Raw genomic sequence first — 16640 nt, forward strand, 5'->3', positions numbered from 1 at the left:
GCGGATATGCAGAAAGACAAAGCGCCAATACTATTATGGTTTCGCAGGGATTTGCGCCTGTCCGACCATCCCGCGCTTTGCGCTGCCGCAGCGACAGGCCGACCCGTCATTCCGGTTTTCGTATTTGACGACCTTGTGCGCGGTCTGGGTGCAGCCCCCAAATGGCGCCTGGGTCTGGGGCTCGAGGCGTTCGCCAGCAGGCTTCGGGACGTCGGTAGCCGCCTGATCCTTCGGCGCGGCAATGCGCTGAACGTTTTACAAGAACTGATAACCGAAACCGGCGCCGCATCGGTTTTTTGGACCCGCGCTTATGATCCGGATGCCATCGCCCGTGACACTCGTATCAAGGCAACCCTGGCAGATGGCGGTATTGATGCAAGGTCGTTCGACGGACATTTGCTGTTTGAACCGTGGCAGGTCGCAACCAAATCCGGACAACCCTTTAAGGTTTTCACACCGATGTGGCGCGCGGTGCGGGAGAAGGAAATACCTGTTCCGCAGGGCGCGCCATCACGGCTGAAAAATCCTGACAATTGGCCGGAATCCGAGGATATGGTCGACTGGTCCTTTGGCGCTGCGATGAACCGAGGAAGCCGGGTCGTTCGACCGTATGTGCAACCTAGTGAAAGGGCCGCCAATGATTGCCTGCTAGAGTTTCTGGATCGGATCGCACGATATCAGGAACGACGCGATTGTTTGGATGTAGACGGCACCTCGAACCTGTCCGAATATCTGTCACTGGGCGAGATTGGGCCGCGAACGGTGTGGCACGCCGTTCAGAACGCCTCGATGATGGGCATTCCCGGAACCGACGCCTTTCTGCGGCAATTGATCTGGCGGGAATTCGCGTATCATCTGATGTATCACTCGCCTCGGTTACTGACGAACAACTGGCGGCCCGAATGGGATGGATTTCCTTGGTTTGAGGATGACCAAGCCCCGTCGGTAATGGCGTGGAAGCAGGCCAGAACCGGCGTTCCAATCGTGGATGCCGGACTTCGGCAGATGTATGTGACAGGCCGGATGCACAACCGCGCGAGGATGGTTGTGGCAAGCTATCTGACCAAACACCTCATGACACACTGGAAAGTCGGGATGAACTGGTTTGAGGATTGCCTGATCGACTGGGATCCGGCCTGTAACGCGATGGGTTGGCAATGGGTCGCAGGTTCGGGGCCGGATGCGGCGCCGTTCTTTCGGATATTCAATCCGCAGACGCAGGCACAGAAATTCGACCCGGATGCGGTCTACAGGCAACGATGGATCGCGGAAATCCAGGATAATCCACCGAAGACCGCGCTGGCATACTTTGAAGCTGCGCCCAATTCATGGGGGCTGACACCGGACGCACGTTACCCTTCGCCAATTGTGGATTTGGCTGACGGTCGAAAACGAGCTCTGACAGCTTATGAACAGGCGAAAAGTCGGTAACGAACTGAAAACTTGCCAGAAACAGAAACTCGGCCTAGCTTATTTCTACGACCGCACAGGGGAGAGCGGATGATCCTGACCACGACTGAAGGGCAGAAGAACCTGCCCAGATATTTTTCACAAGTGCTGAAAATGCTTGGCCGGATGGAAAATGGGCGGCTGGATATTGTCTTGCCTGATGGTCGGGTGTTTCGAACCGAAGGCGCAAAGCCCGGGCCGGTGGCGCAGGTCGATATTCATGATCCGGATGTTTTTTCCCGATTGGTTCGCGAGGGTGAGCTTGGTTTTTCTGACGCCTATCTGGAGGGCGGTTGGAGCACACCTGATCTGAGATCGTTCATGGATCTGGTACATCTGGAATCAGAGGCCGTTTATGACGATTTCACCGGTCGGTTTCTGGTTCAGGCTTACGAAAGGCTTCGGTTCTGGTTGCATCGAAACAACCGCAAGCAGGCCCGAAAAAATATCTCGTACCACTACGATTTGGGTAATGATTTCTATTCCCTGTGGCTGGACGATACGATGACCTATTCCAGCGCATTGTTCGAGACCGGGCAGGAAAGTCTGGAAAATGCGCAGATCGCAAAATACGCAAGCCTTGTGGACGAAATGGGTGCCAAGCCGGGGGATCACATACTGGAAATCGGCTGCGGCTGGGGTGGTTTTGCCGAATATGCCGCAAAGGAACGTGGGCTGCGCGTCACAGGCCTTACGCTCAGCCAGGAACAGTTGAACTTTGCGCGGCAACGTATTGAAAATCTTGGGCTATCGGATCAGGTGGAGTTCAAACTTCAGGATTACCGCGACGAGCAAGGGCATTATGACGGGATCGCGTCGATCGAGATGTTCGAGGCGGTTGGGCAGAAGTACTGGCCTGTCTACTTCGAGACAGTCCGCGACCGGCTGAAACCTGGCGGTCAGGCCACGCTTCAGATCATTACGGTGGGTGATCACCGCTGGGATTATTACAAGAATGGCGTTGATTTCATTCAGAAATACATATTTCCCGGTGGAATGTTGCCGTCGCCAACGATCCTCAGGCAAGAAATTGAACGCGCCGGGCTGAGTGTGATGAAGTCACGCGAATTCGGTAAAAGCTACGACCTGACTCTTCGACGCTGGTATGAGACGTTCAATGCCAAGTGGGAAGAGATTTCCCAAATGGGCTTTGATGAGCGTTTTCGCCGCATGTGGAATTATTATTTGACTGCATGCGGCGCGGCCTTTGACACCGGCAATTGCGATGTGACACAGATCACTATAGCAAAACCGAGTTAACGAACGGACCCCTCGTATGCCCAGTGCCTCACGTCTAGTTGCCGCTGTATGTCTAGTGGTGGTTGCCTTTATTGTCTCCACGATGATCATCGAAAACGGGGACGAGGGTAAGGATTACGGCTATTTCACTCTGGTCAACATTGCGCTTGGGTTCGTTTGCGGATGGAAAATCATGGGCAAGCGGGCTGGTCGCGGATGGACGGCAGGTGTCAACAACGGACTGACCGGTGTCGCATCTTTGGTGTTCTGGGGACTTTTCGTGCAGGGCACCTATGAGATGTTCCGCCTGGCGATGCGTCACAGGTATGACGGCCCGTTCGAGGCGGTGCTTGCGATTTTCAAGCTTGGTGTCGAGTTTGGCGAGCAGCTGATTGTTCCAAACATTCTGGTGACGCTAGCGGTGGGCGCTGTCATAACCGGGTTGGCGACCGAAGAAGCGAGTCGCCGCTGGCGTTAAGCGACTGAACAACGAAAGCTCTATCCCCGTGTCTGATCTATTTTTTTACGGCACACTCAGGTGCCAGCCGTTGTTGGAACGTGTGCTGGGCCGCCCGCTGTCTGAATTGAAGATATCTGAGGCCAGATTGCCCGACCACACCGTCTATGGGGTGAAGGGGCAAAGCTTTCCGATGATTGTCAGCGAGAATGGCAGCCAGGCCGAAGGTTTGCTGGTGCAGGGGTTCGGCCCCGAGGATTTGAAACGGCTGACTTACTACGAAGGCGGTTTCGATTACGATCTCAGCCCCCGTGACCTTGAGTTGCCTGACGGAACGAAGGCGACGGCAAGCGTATTCTTTCCAGAACCCAACCTTTGGACGCCGGACCAACCCTGGTCCCTGAAGGACTGGTTTGGAGATTGGGGAGAACTGACGCTACTTGCCGCAGATGAGGTGATGGCCCACTACGGCAAGGTCGAAGCCGCTGAGATTGCGCGAAGTTTTCCAGCCATCCGGACCCGGGCCTGGGCCAGGTTGGCTGCGCGCCGGCGTCAGACCGGTGATGCGCGCGATACGGCGCAGGACGTGATCGTCCATGATCGCAAGCCCGCCTACATCAACTATTTTGGGATTGATGAAATCAGGTTTCAACACCGCCAATACGACGGATCAATGGGTCCGGTTCTCAACTACAATGGGTTGATGCAGGGCAGCGCCGTCGTTGTTCTGCCCTACGATCCGGTACGGGACACGGTCTTGCTGGTCGAACAGTTTCGCGTGCCGGTCTTTTTGATCGACGACCCGGAACCCTGGATGTGGGAGCCGGTCGCGGGCATGATCGATCCCCGCGAAACGCCCGAACAGGCGGCAATTCGCGAAACTCAGGAAGAAGCGCACGTGACCCCCAGCGCGCTGGAGTACGCCGGAGGGGTGTATTCTTCCAGCGGTTCGTCGACCGAGTTCGTCCATCTGTATCTGGGATTGGCTGACCTGACCGAAACGACCGACAACGGTGGACTTTCTTGCGAGGGCGAGAACATCCGCAGCCGGATATTCTCGTATGCCGAATTTATCGAAATGGTTGACAGTCATGCCTTCAAGGACATGCCTCTGCTGACTTTGGCCCATTGGCTGGCACGACATCGCGACCGGTTGCGCGGTTAAGTTTCGTTGCTTGTGGTTGCTGCGGCGCGCCTGTAAATCTCTGACGATACCAAATTGAAATGAGGGCACCATGCGCATTGCACGAGATCTTGCCGACGCAGTAGGGAAAACACCGTTGATCCGGCTGCGCCGCATCAGTGAAGAGACCGGTTGCGAGATCCTCGGCAAGGCCGAGTTCATGAACCCGGGGCAATCCGTCAAGGACCGTGCCGCTCTGTTCATCATCCGTGACGCAATTGCCCGGGGGGATCTGAAGCCAGGCGGGACAATTGTCGAGGGTACCGCAGGTAACACCGGTATCGGTCTGGCGCTGGTTGGCGCATCGATGGGGTTCAAGACTGTCATCGTGATTCCCGAAACCCAGTCGGAAGAGAAAAAGGACATGCTGCGCCTGGCAGGTGCCCAGTTGGTTCAGGTTCCCGCGGCGCCTTACCGCAACCCGAACAATTTTGTGCACTATTCACGGCGTCTGGCCGAAGAACTTGCGCAATCTGAGCCCAATGGCGCGATCTGGGCCAATCAGTTCGATAATGTTGCCAACCGTCAGGCGCATGTGGAAACAACGGGCCCCGAGATCTGGGAACAGACCGACGGCAAGGTCGACGGATTTGTCAGCGCCGTAGGTTCGGGTGGTACGCTTGCCGGTGTGGCCGAAGTGCTGCAGCCAAAGGGGGTGAAGGTGGCATTGGCCGATCCGATGGGCGCCGGGCTGTTTTCCTATTACACAACGGGTGAGATCGCGATGGAAGGCGGATCGATTGCCGAGGGTATCGGGCAGGTTCGGATCACCAAGAACCTTGAAGGGTTCACGCCTGATTTTTCCTACCAGATCACAGACAACGAGGCGTTACCCTATATCTTCGACCTGCTCCGTGAGGAAGGTCTGGTAATGGGCGGATCAACCGCGATCAACATGGCGGGTGCGGTCCGGTTAGCCAAAGAAATGGGACCAGGTCATACCATCGTAACCATCCTGTGCGACTACGGCACTCGCTATCAGTCCAAACTGTTCAACCCCGATTTTCTGCGTGAAAAAGAGCTGCCGGTTCCTGATTGGATGACCGATGCGCCACGCAGTATCCCGGGCGTGTTCGAGGACGTATGATGCGGCAGCAGGTCCGCCTGTTCCTGGCCCTTGTTGCGGTGTGTTTTGCCGTACTGGGCGGTTCTGCGTTCGCCCAGTTGTCTGATCGACAGAGCGAATACTATCAAGGCTGGGTCAAAACGGCGGATCGGGCCGAAGCGGTAATCGAGGCCAACAAGGCCTCAAACGCGGCTCTTGAAAATTTGCGGAGTGAAATCAGCGACTATCGCGAAGATTTCAACAATGCGCGGAGCGCGAATACAGAACGTATCAAAACGCTGGAAGGCCAACTGACGGCGCTTGGTCCGGAACCGGAAGGTGATGCAACCGAACCGGAAGACATCGCCAACCTTCGAAATCACCTTGAGGAGCAGCTAAACAGTCTGCGGGTCCCTAGGATAATCTCGGAAGAGGCGTTCAGCCGGGCGAATGGTCTTATCTTCGAAATTGATCAATTGCTGCGGGACCGTCAGGCAAAAGAACTGCTAGAGCGCGGTCCGTCTCCTTTGAATCCTGCCCATTGGGGTCCCGCCTGGACCGATGTTAACGAAGCAGCGCGCAGTCTGTTCAATGAGGTGCGCAGAAATTTTCAAACAGACGTGGTGCATGAACGGTTTCGCGACCGCGGGTTGGGCATTCTTGCCCTGGTCGTGATTGCAGGTGTTTTGCTGTTTTATGGAAAGCGATGGTCTGAATCCGCCGGTGAATATCTGCGGCGTCTGGGCGGGCAGGGCAGTGGTGTCTGGGCTTTCCTGACCTCTCTGCTGCGGATCATTCTGCCGTGGTTTGGCGTTGTGCTACTGGTAACGGCAGTGTCGCTGACGGGCATTTTGGGGCTGCGCGGCGCTCTGCTGATGGAAAACGTGCCTTATTGGGCCGGGATCATACTTTTCTACGACTGGATTGGCCGACAGTTCCATGTTCTGCAGGAAGCGCAGGGATTTAAGAAACTGTCGAGGCAAAGGGTAAGAGAGTTACGAGTTCATCTTGATCTGTTGGCGGGGTTCCTGATCCTGCACGAACTGGTAAAGCTGTTTGAGCAGATCGAGAATATCTCTGACGCGACGCGTGCCGTGGTCGCGTTCCCGGTAATTTTCGGGACGGCCCTGCTGTTGCTGCGTGTTCGCCTGGTCCGAACCGTGGATACCACACCTGACCCGGATGAACCGGCCGCGACGGCCCGGGCTGCCGGGTTCAGTCAGCTGGTCGAGTTCATTCGCAGAGCCTTGTTCCTGCTGGGGATCGGCAGTCCCATACTCGCTGTTCTGGGATACACGAACGCGGCTGAAGCGATTGTTTTCCCGGCTGTAAAAACACTGGTCCTCATTGCCGCATTGCTGATTTTTCAGCGTTTCCTGGCTTCGGTCTACGGATGGTTCAGCGGCAAAGGTGAGGCCGCCAAGGATTCGCTTTTTTCCGTTCTCGTCGGATTTGCCATGGCCATTCTGGCGATGCCTATTCTCGCGCTTTATTGGGGCGCGCGCAGGACGGATCTGCAAGAGATCTGGTCCCAGTTGTTGCAAGGGTTCGACATCGGTGGGGTGACAATCTCCCCCAGCAATTTCTTCACCTTTGTTGTGGTCTTCGCCATCGGGTATGGCCTGACGCGCATGTTGCAAAGCGGGTTGAGGAACTCGCTGCTGCCCAAGACCAGTATTGATCCGGGCGGGCAAAACGCGATTGTGTCCGGCACCGGTTACGTCGGTATTTTCCTGGCCGCGTTGATTGCCATCACGATTGCAGGCTTCAACCTTTCATCGCTTGCGATTGTTGCTGGTGCTCTTTCGGTCGGCATTGGCTTTGGTCTGCAGACCATCGTATCGAATTTCGTCTCGGGCATAATCCTGCTGGTCGAGCGTCCCATCTCCAAGGGGGACTGGATCGATGTGAACGGAATGATGGGCTATGTCCGCGACATCTCGGTTCGATCTACACGGATCGAGACGTTTGACCGAACGGATGTGATCGTTCCCAACTCGGACCTGATCAGTGGCGTGGTCACGAACTACACCCGCGGCAACACGATCGGGCGGGTGATCGTGCCTGTTGGTGTGGCTTATGGCACCGATACCCGGCTGGTCGAAAAAATTCTGGGCGAGATCGCAAATGCGCACCCCATGGTTCTGGCAAATCCAGCGCCCAGCGTCGTGTTTCAGGGGTTCGGTGCGGATTCGCTGGATTTTGAAATCCGCGGCATTCTTCGGGATGTGAACTGGGTTCTGTCGGTGAAGTCTGACATGAACCATGAAATCAACCGGCGGTTTGTCGAAGAGGGGATCGAGATTCCGTTCGCACAGCGCGATGTCTGGTTGCGCAATCCCGAAGTATTGAAGGCAGGGGAAGCCCAAACCAACCAGAAATCAGCGGAAATCCCCTCCGCAACACCATCAACCGCGCCGGTCGAGATGACCGAAGCCGACATGCCTGATGCCGATGGGGACGAGGTTTGACCTTCTTAACCGTGCTGTTGTTTTCCGGTGAATTTTCACCCTAATCGGGCCTTGCAAATCCCCCGGCGATAGTCCAAATATCCCGCTCACGGAGAGGTGGCCGAGTGGTCGAAGGCGCACGCCTGGAAAGTGTGTAGGCGGGAAACCGTCTCCAGGGTTCGAATCCCTGTCTCTCCGCCACTATCCAATTTATCGCGGCCGCTAAATACCAATATTTCATAGAAAATTCCCGATAGTATGGACTCGCGGTTCAATATTTGATACACTTTTTGACGCACAAAATGACATACGCGGGCCCGAATGCCTAAGAACCCAATAACTCTGCGATCCGAAACTTGGTATTTACGCCGGAGAGTTCCCAAAAGGTATTATACTGTTGAAGCTCGGCGAACTATCCTTCTTTCACTTCACACTGATAGCAGAGAGCAAGCTGAAGCTAAGTGGCGTTTGGTATGGGGCAATTTGGTTGAGGGTTGGGAAGCTAAACTGTCCGGAAATGGCGGAGATGCGCATAAGAGCCATCTGGTTGCGGCGCAAGTGGCCGCCACGCGAGGATTTCGCTACTTGCCACTAGACGACGTCACCGAGCTCCCTACGAACAAGTTATTGGAGCGTATTGAAAGTGCTACTGATATTGCCGAAGCCGCTGCGCTACTTGGAACAGCAGGTCCACCAAAACTAACTGTTAGCGAAGCCTTGGAAGAGTTTTGGGCGCTTTCAAGAGACAAAACGCTTGGAATGACTGCAAACCAAGTGCGCGTCTGGAAGAACCCTCGAAAAAAAGCTGTCAGAAACTTCATCCATGTTTGCGGCGACAAGGCGCTCGGCGAAGTTACTAGGGATGATATGCTCGATTTTCGCGGCTGGTGGTTGGACAGAATTGAGTCTGAAAACCTGACTCCAAACAGCGGCAACAAGGACTTTACTCATTTGGGTCAACTGATGAAATCAGTGAATAACCTTAAGCGCCTTGGCTTAGACCTAGGGCCAATTCTCAGTGAATTGGCGTTTCAAGAAGGCGAAAAGAGGAGCCGGCCACCATTTTCGACTAGTTGGATATCGTCAAAGATATTGGCGCCAGATGCACTATCGCGCTTGAACAAACAGGCAAGATGTATAGTTCTGGGCATGATCAATACAGGTGCTCGGCCATCAGAGTTAGCATCACTCGACCAGTCTACAATCGATTTAGTCTCTTCCGTGCCATCAATAACTGTTGCTTCTGAAAGAAGGAGACTGAAAAACGAAAGTTCTAAACGCAGAATTCCTCTGCTTGGAGTTTCGCTTGAAGCTTTCAAGGAATGTCCGAATGGTTTTCCCCGCTATTTCGACAATCCTGGACTATCCGGCACCATCAACTCCTATTTTTTGGAAAACGGACTAAAAGAAACAAACGAACATACCTTGTACTCATTTAGACATAGCTTTGAAGATCGCATGCTCGCCGCAGGTATCGACGAACGTATTCGCAGAGATCTGATGGGTCACAGTCTTGGCGGTCGCCAACGCTACGGCAAAGGTGCAGAACTAGAGCTTGCGGCCAACTTACTGGAACCCGTTGTTCTTTGATTAGCAAGCATTCTCGCTCTGTCCAAGGCGCTTTGGCGTGATCGAAATTGATCTAACTCTTGCTCGAGTTTCTCGAACACCGGTAGAAAAGCGGAGTCTTTCACAGCATACACCGCGACCTTTTTTATTGCTCGCTGGAGCCTTTCTTCGGTGACGGTAGTAGAATTTTCCACAGCAAATGCCCATCGACGTTGTGATGCGGCCGCAGCCATTCGCGTTCTACGAATTCGACCACTCAGTATCTTCGAGAAATGATTACGTTAGAAAAAAGCTTTGCAGTCAATGCTTATGCAATTGTTTTAATTTAATATTCTTTGCTAGTCTTGTCAAAGGCCATGACATTTAAGAACAGCCATGAATAGTGTTATTAGTCACATCGTATTCAGTTTTCAGATTAACCCCCGATGCTTCGCCAGCCGCTCCTTTAGCTGTCAATTGATTCGTAGCGATTGCTACGCGGCACGCTGCAAGAAAGCTTTCGCAGTCGGTTGATTTCTTCGATCAACTCAGTGCACATAGTTTCGGAGAAAACTACTTTGGATGCTTCTTTGAGCAAACTCCGCATATGGGATACTCCTGGACCACTCCAAAGTCTGGTTTTTGCCTATCGCTGACATTGTGGCAACATCGAGCAGGATCGGTCAAAGTGGGCTCATTGTTGCCGTTCTCCACAGCAAGCATGATCGACTGTTCGCAGCCCAAAGCATGCCTAGTTGGGCAGATTCTGATCTGAGGCCGAGCTCCCGATGGGATACGGGTGGTCTGTGAACATGAAAGAATGGCGACGTAGTACTTTGTATGCTTGGACGTCTCGCTGCGGTCTTGCGCAGTTTGTGTTGTCGATGGCAAAGGTGCTGTTTTGTTTGCGCAGCAAAGCGATCCCAATCAGTGGTCGCCCACTTTGGGCTGACACCCCGACGTCTCCAATCCGGTGAAAATGACAGCCCTGGACCTATTTCCAATGCTGAGGATCGAGGTGTTCGTGTAACTCCCTATGTTACTGCCAATACCTTACCCATGCGAACCTCGACCGAACCGCACATCAAGTCGTTGAGTTTGCGCCTGGTGCGCACTGAAGGGCGTCGACGCGCAGTTGTGGCTTTTGCTGGCAAATTGGCTGTCCTGCTTCACCAAATGTGGGAGCATGGAACCGAGTTCCGTTTGGATAAGATGGAGAGCATTGAATGATCCAAACGCCCTACATCAATCTAAACGGGGTCGTCCTTACCAGACGAGGTTTAAGGATGAAGAAGAAAATGCCTGCTGCGCCAACAAAAGCATGTCTCAAAGCGCGGCTCTCTACAACCAACCCGACACATGCGCGCAGCAATCCCACACGCACTTCTGAAAGGTCAACCCGAGTTTGCAGGGCGAGCTACAGCACGCCCAATAAACATTGCCAAGTCTTCAAACTTTATCAACCGTGAACGGGTCAATGCTAGCGCTGTGCGTAAAGAAGCAGCTTCTTGGGATAGCCAATTCATACCCTGCAACTTGCCTGTGTTTGAATTGATGGAGGTAGTGCGCCAGTGAGAATTTGGGAGGAAAGCTAGGTGTCGCAGGCTAGTGTCAAATGATTGAGCCATTGCCGAAAATCAATGACCGCGTCTCTGATTGCTTATTGTAGCGACTTTCCAGCTCTTTTTGTAACGTTACCAAGTTGTCAAGATCAGATGCTACCATCTCAACAGCCAAACTCGATTTTCGCCCGCTCTCCAAATCACATCGAGCCGTGTGGAATACACCATCTTGCAAATCAAGATTCGATGGGCTGAAATCGTAGAGTCGCCGAATGACACTTAAAACACCAGTATAGTCGGATTCCACCTCGTCAAGGTATTCATCATACTGATTACGACCGAGTCGTATACTCGAGAGAACTCTCTTGAGGTGCGGTATGGTCCAGCCTTTTTCTAATTTTTCTCGCTGCATTGAAAAAACGAAATCAAATACACTATCTGTTTGCTGCCTTTCCGCAATCTCTTCAAGGGCGGCTGTTAGCATATTATCTGGCAAGTTAATTATATATACAGCTGTAAAATATTCCTGAAAGGTGCGATGAACAAAACGATAGTGCCCTCCATCAGGAACTATTATACTGGTGGAGACCGTTGCATCCTTAAAAAAATCGCCTTCGTCAAAGTCGATACCGGTCAATTCTTTGGAAATTTTGCTCGCCTTTTCAATCGTGTCATCCGTGAAATTAAAAGCACCGCGCACGTAGGTGACCGCAGAAAATGCAGCAAGGCAAAATAAGAATTCGGATTTCTTTAGGCCCGAGTAGCGCTTTCGTTCAAAGCCACGCTTTTTTGCATCGTGCTTACTCCATAGGGCATTAAATGCATCATCAAAAAACTCATGGCGATCAACAGCAATCCTCCCAACATCAGAAAATGTTATCAGCATCACAGTTGCCAGAAGAGGTATTGCCAGAAATTCTGCATGCGTTCTGTGCAATTGATCATCTATTTGGGATAGGAACTCCTTCTTGATGCTTGAATCGAAGTCCAGCTTCCCAATTAGATTTTTTGTATCATCTAGGCTAAACCTTCCGATGTCGTAGAATTTCAGAAGCTCCCAGGTTTTTACAAAGAACTGCGGCCTGCCGCTTACAATTAGAGTGCACCTTGGAAATCTCTGGACGAATTTCACTATGGCTTTTCCATACTCCTTCTCCTTTTCCGGATCCAGCTCATCAAAACCATCCAAATAAACCGCAAAAAGTCCATTCTCAAGACCATCGTTTACTTGTTCTGGCATGACTTTTCCGGAAATTGAAACGAGATCTTCTAGAATAATCTTTTCTAAATCTGCGGCTCCTTTTCTCTCGTTGAGGTCCCGCAATTCCACAAATATTGGGATCAAGTCTTCCGCTCGTTGAACAGTATTTACAAAAAGATACCGGAGTAGCATGGACTTGCCAGCACCTGCGCTGCCGCGAACAAAAGCATGCAACGCATTTGATCCGTCCGGCAAACTAGACTGTTGCATAACCTTCCCCAGCAATCCTTCTTCGTCTAATTTCTCACCTTTTCTAGTCAATTGCATCGACACGAATATTTCAGAAAGATGAGCGCTCTCTGAATCGTAAATGAAATTTCGTACTGAAGAGCACATTCTGACCTTTTGAGCCACGTATTGGGAAAACGAAGCTTTTGCCTTGTTTCGATATCGTGCCCATTGAAACTTTAGCTTCTTCTCTCCGTATGAAAGAAGTCGGTCAATTGCGCGCGATGTAAGACCGGTTGCAATCTCCTGCTCGTCGATGATGTCATTCACGTCTCACGCTCCGTATATGAAGTATGGGATTGAGGTTAGCGCCCATACTCTGGAAGATACAAGCATAGCAAGAGCGTCAGGTAGCGCATAGATGACCGTTTCAACGACTACGACTTTGATAACCTGCGGAGACCATTATGTTCTAACTCGCCGCGAACGGTAGCCTCAGTTAATTGCACCTACTGACGCAAGCAACCCCAGGATTAGCGGCAGAAGCGTCAAGACTTGTATTGACAGTTTTGTCGACAGTACTATTGGTGCCGCTGACATACAGACTCCGACATCTCCGAGGCATTGTCACAGGCGGTTTCGGCTGTAAATGCGGTTACTAGATTTTTGCACCTCAGTTTCTGACGTTGAAATCTGATTGTTTAGGAGCCGCCAGCACCACTGACCCACCATTGAACGGCGCTCGCAGTCAAGCTGCCTACCATACCAAGCCGGCGTGTGTTCGAGAAATGCCTTTGGATTAAAAAATGCTATCCCAGTGGTTACCGAACTCAATAACTCAACCTGAATTGACTTCGTGAAAATCTCTTTGGGCTTCTTTCGCTTGTTTGCCATTCTTGGTTCCAGTTCACAAAAATGGTGGTGGAACAGTCCAAATGGGAAGGCTCAGAAGGGTGGCGATGCAAGTCGCTCAGGATACTAAATTGTGCTATAGTTCGCTTTCGCGCCAATTGTTTTCAGTAGGTCCAAAATGTTGAACCAAAAGCTCTTTTTCTCACTAGTTTTTTTCTTATCAAGTATTTGTACAGCATCGGCCCAAGCTCAAGACCAAAACAGTCTTTGGACAAAACTTGATTCATCTCTATTCGACAAAAATCCAAGAGATGCGGAACCGTTGGTAACGCTCGTCGGGCCGTGGGAACTTGGAAGGCAATGGGCACAAGGATGCCTGAGTGGTGATTTGGATAATGCGACGTGCAATCAAGATCTCGACGGTGACTTACCGGCCCATCCGAATGACAGAATTCCATCATGGTTTAAGGCAATGCATCAAATAGAGATGCAAGCCGGGGCGAGATGGGTCGCGACATGCAATTCTCTGGTTTTCCCTACCGACGGTAATTGTCCAAACAATGAAAGGGAGCGGGCAAGGCTCTTGGCCGATCTTGGAATGAGTGTTTGGCAAGATGATGCTGAAGAAGATGCAAATGGACTGTGGCTTCAAGCATGCGGGGGAGTTGACCCCCTGCCAGGCTATAAATGTGTGGTTGGTGCAGATGGAAAAGCACTGATAGTTCCAGTGGAAGGGTCAGCAGTTTGGTTCAATGAGAAAGAAATTGCTAGAAGAGAGGCTCTTGATCAATGGGGAAGAGTCTGCGCAGCGGTGCTCCCGCGGCCAGGATACAAATGTGTTGTAGGACGCAACGGAAGGGCAGAATTCGTACCGGACGATGATGGTGTTGCCATTGAGGAAGAACAACAAAGAAATGGTCAAAGGTGGGTCGAAGTGTGTGGCGCCGTAGATCCGTTACCGGGTTTCAAGTGCGTCATTGGACCAAACGGCGAACGTATGATCGTCCCGGTTAATGAAAACTTCGCTTGGTTTGAGGCTATCGAGACTGATGCAAGAAACATTGGCGCTCGATGGGTGGCAGTTTGCGGCGGTGTGGACCCGTTACCCGGATTCAAGTGTATTGTTGGCCCCGACGGTAAAATGCAGATAGTAAGGGAAGACGAACTCGACGTCTTCTTACAAGATAACCTGCAAAACAGTTGGGAATCGGCGTTGAGTTTGTTTGGCTGCAAATCTGAACTGTCTACGACTGAAAGTTGCCGTCAAGGATTGGACGGATTGTTCAAACCATACACGGATCCTTCCAAATTGTTCCATGGTGTTGTGTCCAATTTCAGCGATAAATGTAACTCATTGCACGGAGCGGGGTGCGCTTACGGACCAGAAGGAGTAGTAACGGTTTTTTGCGAGAAGTCGCGTAGGATGCCTCATTTGTCGCTCGCTGAGTTGGAAAAAATAAAGAGTGATTACATGGCGGAACTTAGCGGCTTTTCGCTTCCGCCAGAAATGGAATTGGCCTTCGCTGTCGACGGCACACCATTTGTTGTCGACGGCACACCGGCTTCTGCCGGTGACAAAGTTTATGGCACTCGAGATCACGACACGGTGCCTGATAAGGCAACCGTCGCAGCCAACAATGAACAACTGGAAGTAATCGAAGCGGGTTTTTTGAAGCACGTGGGAAGGTTCTTGGCTGGTGCAGCCTTAGACGAGGCGCATGACAAATACTTAGAACTCCAATTGGAATCCGCGCCTATTTTGCATGCACTACAGCAGACTTCGGGTGACAGAGTTGCATTAGCTTGGGCCAGCCTATCGCAAGCAACAAACGCTGACTTACTTCACCGACAACAAGCGGAAGGGGAAGTTATTCATCAAAATTTATATGACCTGCAAGAGCGGCTAAGGGGGCGACTTCGCGACGCTGTTAGAGACAGTAAAGAAATTAACAGTTTGTCTAACGACGAGCTTCGGAAAGAGGCACACGATAGCTTCAAAGAACGAAACGAGGAGTTGTTGGATGAGGAAGCCGAACGAATGATCTTGGACGAAGACTTGTGGAAGAAGTATGACGTTTTTGAAACGCCACAAGAGGGTGGCCCAGCAGCAGAAGAGAAGTCAGATACCGTTGCGCGAACAGGATAATTCCGTAGAAAAAATCAAAACTAGTTGTCAAGAATTATGTGGCTTAAGTCCCACCCGATCTGTGGACTAGAGCTCAGAAGTTTCGTTTTGCAGCGTGTGCTAAGATCAGCATGTCCAGAGTAGTGTCGGGTGCACCCTTTTTTAACCGCTCAGTCTACTTCTGAAGCGGTGGGAGTCTAATGGTGGATGCTACAGAAGGCTTGGGATTAAGTGATGGTAGAATTCGCAGGTTCAAGCTCTTTGAGTTATGAGAGATAGAGTTGAAAGCTGCACGAGCTAGTCTGAAATGTATTGTTTGATAACAGTTAGTTATCGGCCTGATAACCAAAAAAACTGTTGCGTTAAACCGAAGTTGTTGCCGCCAGCGCCTTTTCGTACGAAACTTTGAGCGATTTTTTGTTTTTGGTTGGTTCCTAGCGTGGACAGGTTCAGTACATACGAGCTAATAGGGATTCCTGATACCGTAGCGACGGTGCTCGTGCTTGTTGCAATGAGTCTCATGCTGGCACCATGGTTCGGAGGTTTAGAACTCGGACCTCTAAAAGTGCCCAAGACCTCTTTTAAACCAACGAGGATGTTGCAGTTCGGAACACCCCTGATCTTTGCGCTCACCATAGCTGGTTTTTTCCCATTTTGGACGGACGAACAACCGTCTGAACAAAAACTCCAAAAACTGTCTGAGGAGTCAGCCACGCCAAAGGATGGATCGAAAGCCTCGCTGTCAGATGCCGAACTTGCCGCGGCCGAGGTTGCCCGCTTTTCGGATTTTAACGCTCGCTGTGGTAAGGCGAGTGTCCCAATTTTTACTATGGAAACAATTGTTAACTGCTCTTTCGGAGAGTGCACAATCAACGAATTGAAGCGCTTTGATGACGGTTCACCAGATCAAAAGCTGTTTTCTTGGTTTAAGTTAGATGACATAGATTCCTGGGGGCATCCCATGCCTTCTGCTAAAAGTGAGATATCGCTTCGATGTAAGAACAATTCCGAGTGCTTTGTGACAAATGGAGAGGGTGTTTCAAGGGCCAACTCGCAGCTCTACTATTTTTCAGATCAGGCATGCGTTATTGAATTTGTAAAATTGATAGGGCTTGAATGAGATCTCATGCGGATTTTACGCAAATCCAACGATTTGATCCGGAATTTTTTGCTCTTTTATAGCCGAATTCCAGAGTGACGATCTATGAAAAGAAATCAAGGGAAGATCTTATAGCGCGAACTTGACCCCAAGAGTTAGCTAATCGGTTGGCTGATGTTTCGCAGACCTGTGTCTGGCTTCA

The 16640-nt window shown here is 51.4% G+C and carries 10 protein-coding genes, 1 tRNA gene and 1 pseudogene; 11 read left to right on the plus strand and 1 reads right to left on the minus strand.

Annotation, left to right across the window (positions count from 1 at the left end; translation table 11 throughout):
* Positions 1-6: 6 nt before the first annotated feature.
* The 9 genes and pseudogenes from ACR3EQ_RS03540 to ACR3EQ_RS03580 form a co-directional block, all read left to right on the plus strand.
* The gene (locus tag ACR3EQ_RS03540; RefSeq protein WP_170616357.1) at positions 7-1431 is read left to right on the plus strand and encodes a cryptochrome/photolyase family protein; all 1425 of its coding nucleotides are present in this window, start codon (positions 7-9) and stop codon (positions 1429-1431) included.
* A gap of 69 nt (positions 1432-1500) precedes the next feature.
* Complete coding sequence (locus ACR3EQ_RS03545) at positions 1501-2709, plus strand: SAM-dependent methyltransferase (protein ID WP_170616359.1); 1209 nt, start codon at positions 1501-1503, stop codon at positions 2707-2709.
* A 16-nt stretch (positions 2710-2725) separates the two neighbouring features.
* Complete coding sequence (locus ACR3EQ_RS03550) at positions 2726-3166, plus strand: TrgA family protein (RefSeq protein ID WP_170616361.1); 441 nt, start codon at positions 2726-2728, stop codon at positions 3164-3166.
* Positions 3167-3194: 28 nt separating this feature from the next.
* Entirely contained in the window at positions 3195-4310 is a 1116-nt protein-coding gene (locus tag ACR3EQ_RS03555; protein WP_170616363.1) for an NUDIX domain-containing protein, read from the plus strand.
* A gap of 70 nt (positions 4311-4380) precedes the next feature.
* On the plus strand, positions 4381-5415 hold the full coding sequence (locus ACR3EQ_RS03560; RefSeq protein ID WP_170616365.1) for a cysteine synthase A: 1035 nt from the start codon (positions 4381-4383) through the stop codon (positions 5413-5415).
* Positions 5415-7844: a DUF3772 domain-containing protein gene (locus ACR3EQ_RS03565; protein WP_480489734.1), complete on the plus strand. Its 2430-nt coding sequence runs from the start codon at positions 5415-5417 to the stop codon at positions 7842-7844. The genes ACR3EQ_RS03560 and ACR3EQ_RS03565 overlap by 1 nt, the downstream gene beginning before the upstream one ends.
* A 90-nt stretch (positions 7845-7934) precedes the next feature.
* A tRNA-Ser gene (locus ACR3EQ_RS03570) sits at positions 7935-8024 on the plus strand.
* A 120-nt stretch (positions 8025-8144) separates the two neighbouring features.
* Positions 8145-9413: a tyrosine-type recombinase/integrase gene (locus ACR3EQ_RS03575; protein ID WP_480489735.1), complete on the plus strand. Its 1269-nt coding sequence runs from the start codon at positions 8145-8147 to the stop codon at positions 9411-9413.
* 888 nt (positions 9414-10301) lie between these two features.
* A pseudogene (locus ACR3EQ_RS03580) lies at positions 10302-10601 on the plus strand (IS110 family RNA-guided transposase); the annotation flags it as partial.
* Positions 10602-10982: 381 nt separating this feature from the next.
* Here ACR3EQ_RS03580 and ACR3EQ_RS03585 read toward each other — a convergent pair.
* Positions 10983-12692: an NACHT domain-containing protein gene (locus ACR3EQ_RS03585; RefSeq protein ID WP_480489737.1), complete on the minus strand. Its 1710-nt coding sequence runs from the start codon at positions 12690-12692 to the stop codon at positions 10983-10985.
* Between the two features lie 700 nt (positions 12693-13392).
* On the opposite strand from ACR3EQ_RS03585, the gene ACR3EQ_RS03590 reads away from it, so the two are divergent.
* Positions 13393-15360 (plus strand): hypothetical protein, encoded by a 1968-nt coding sequence (locus tag ACR3EQ_RS03590; protein WP_480489739.1) that lies wholly within the window; start codon positions 13393-13395, stop codon positions 15358-15360.
* Positions 15361-15859: 499 nt separating this feature from the next.
* On the plus strand, positions 15860-16459 hold the full coding sequence (locus ACR3EQ_RS03595) for a hypothetical protein (protein WP_480489741.1): 600 nt from the start codon (positions 15860-15862) through the stop codon (positions 16457-16459).
* Positions 16460-16640 lie beyond the last annotated feature (181 nt).

The sequence above is a fragment of the Ruegeria sp. AN11 genome, from assembly GCF_056536005.1.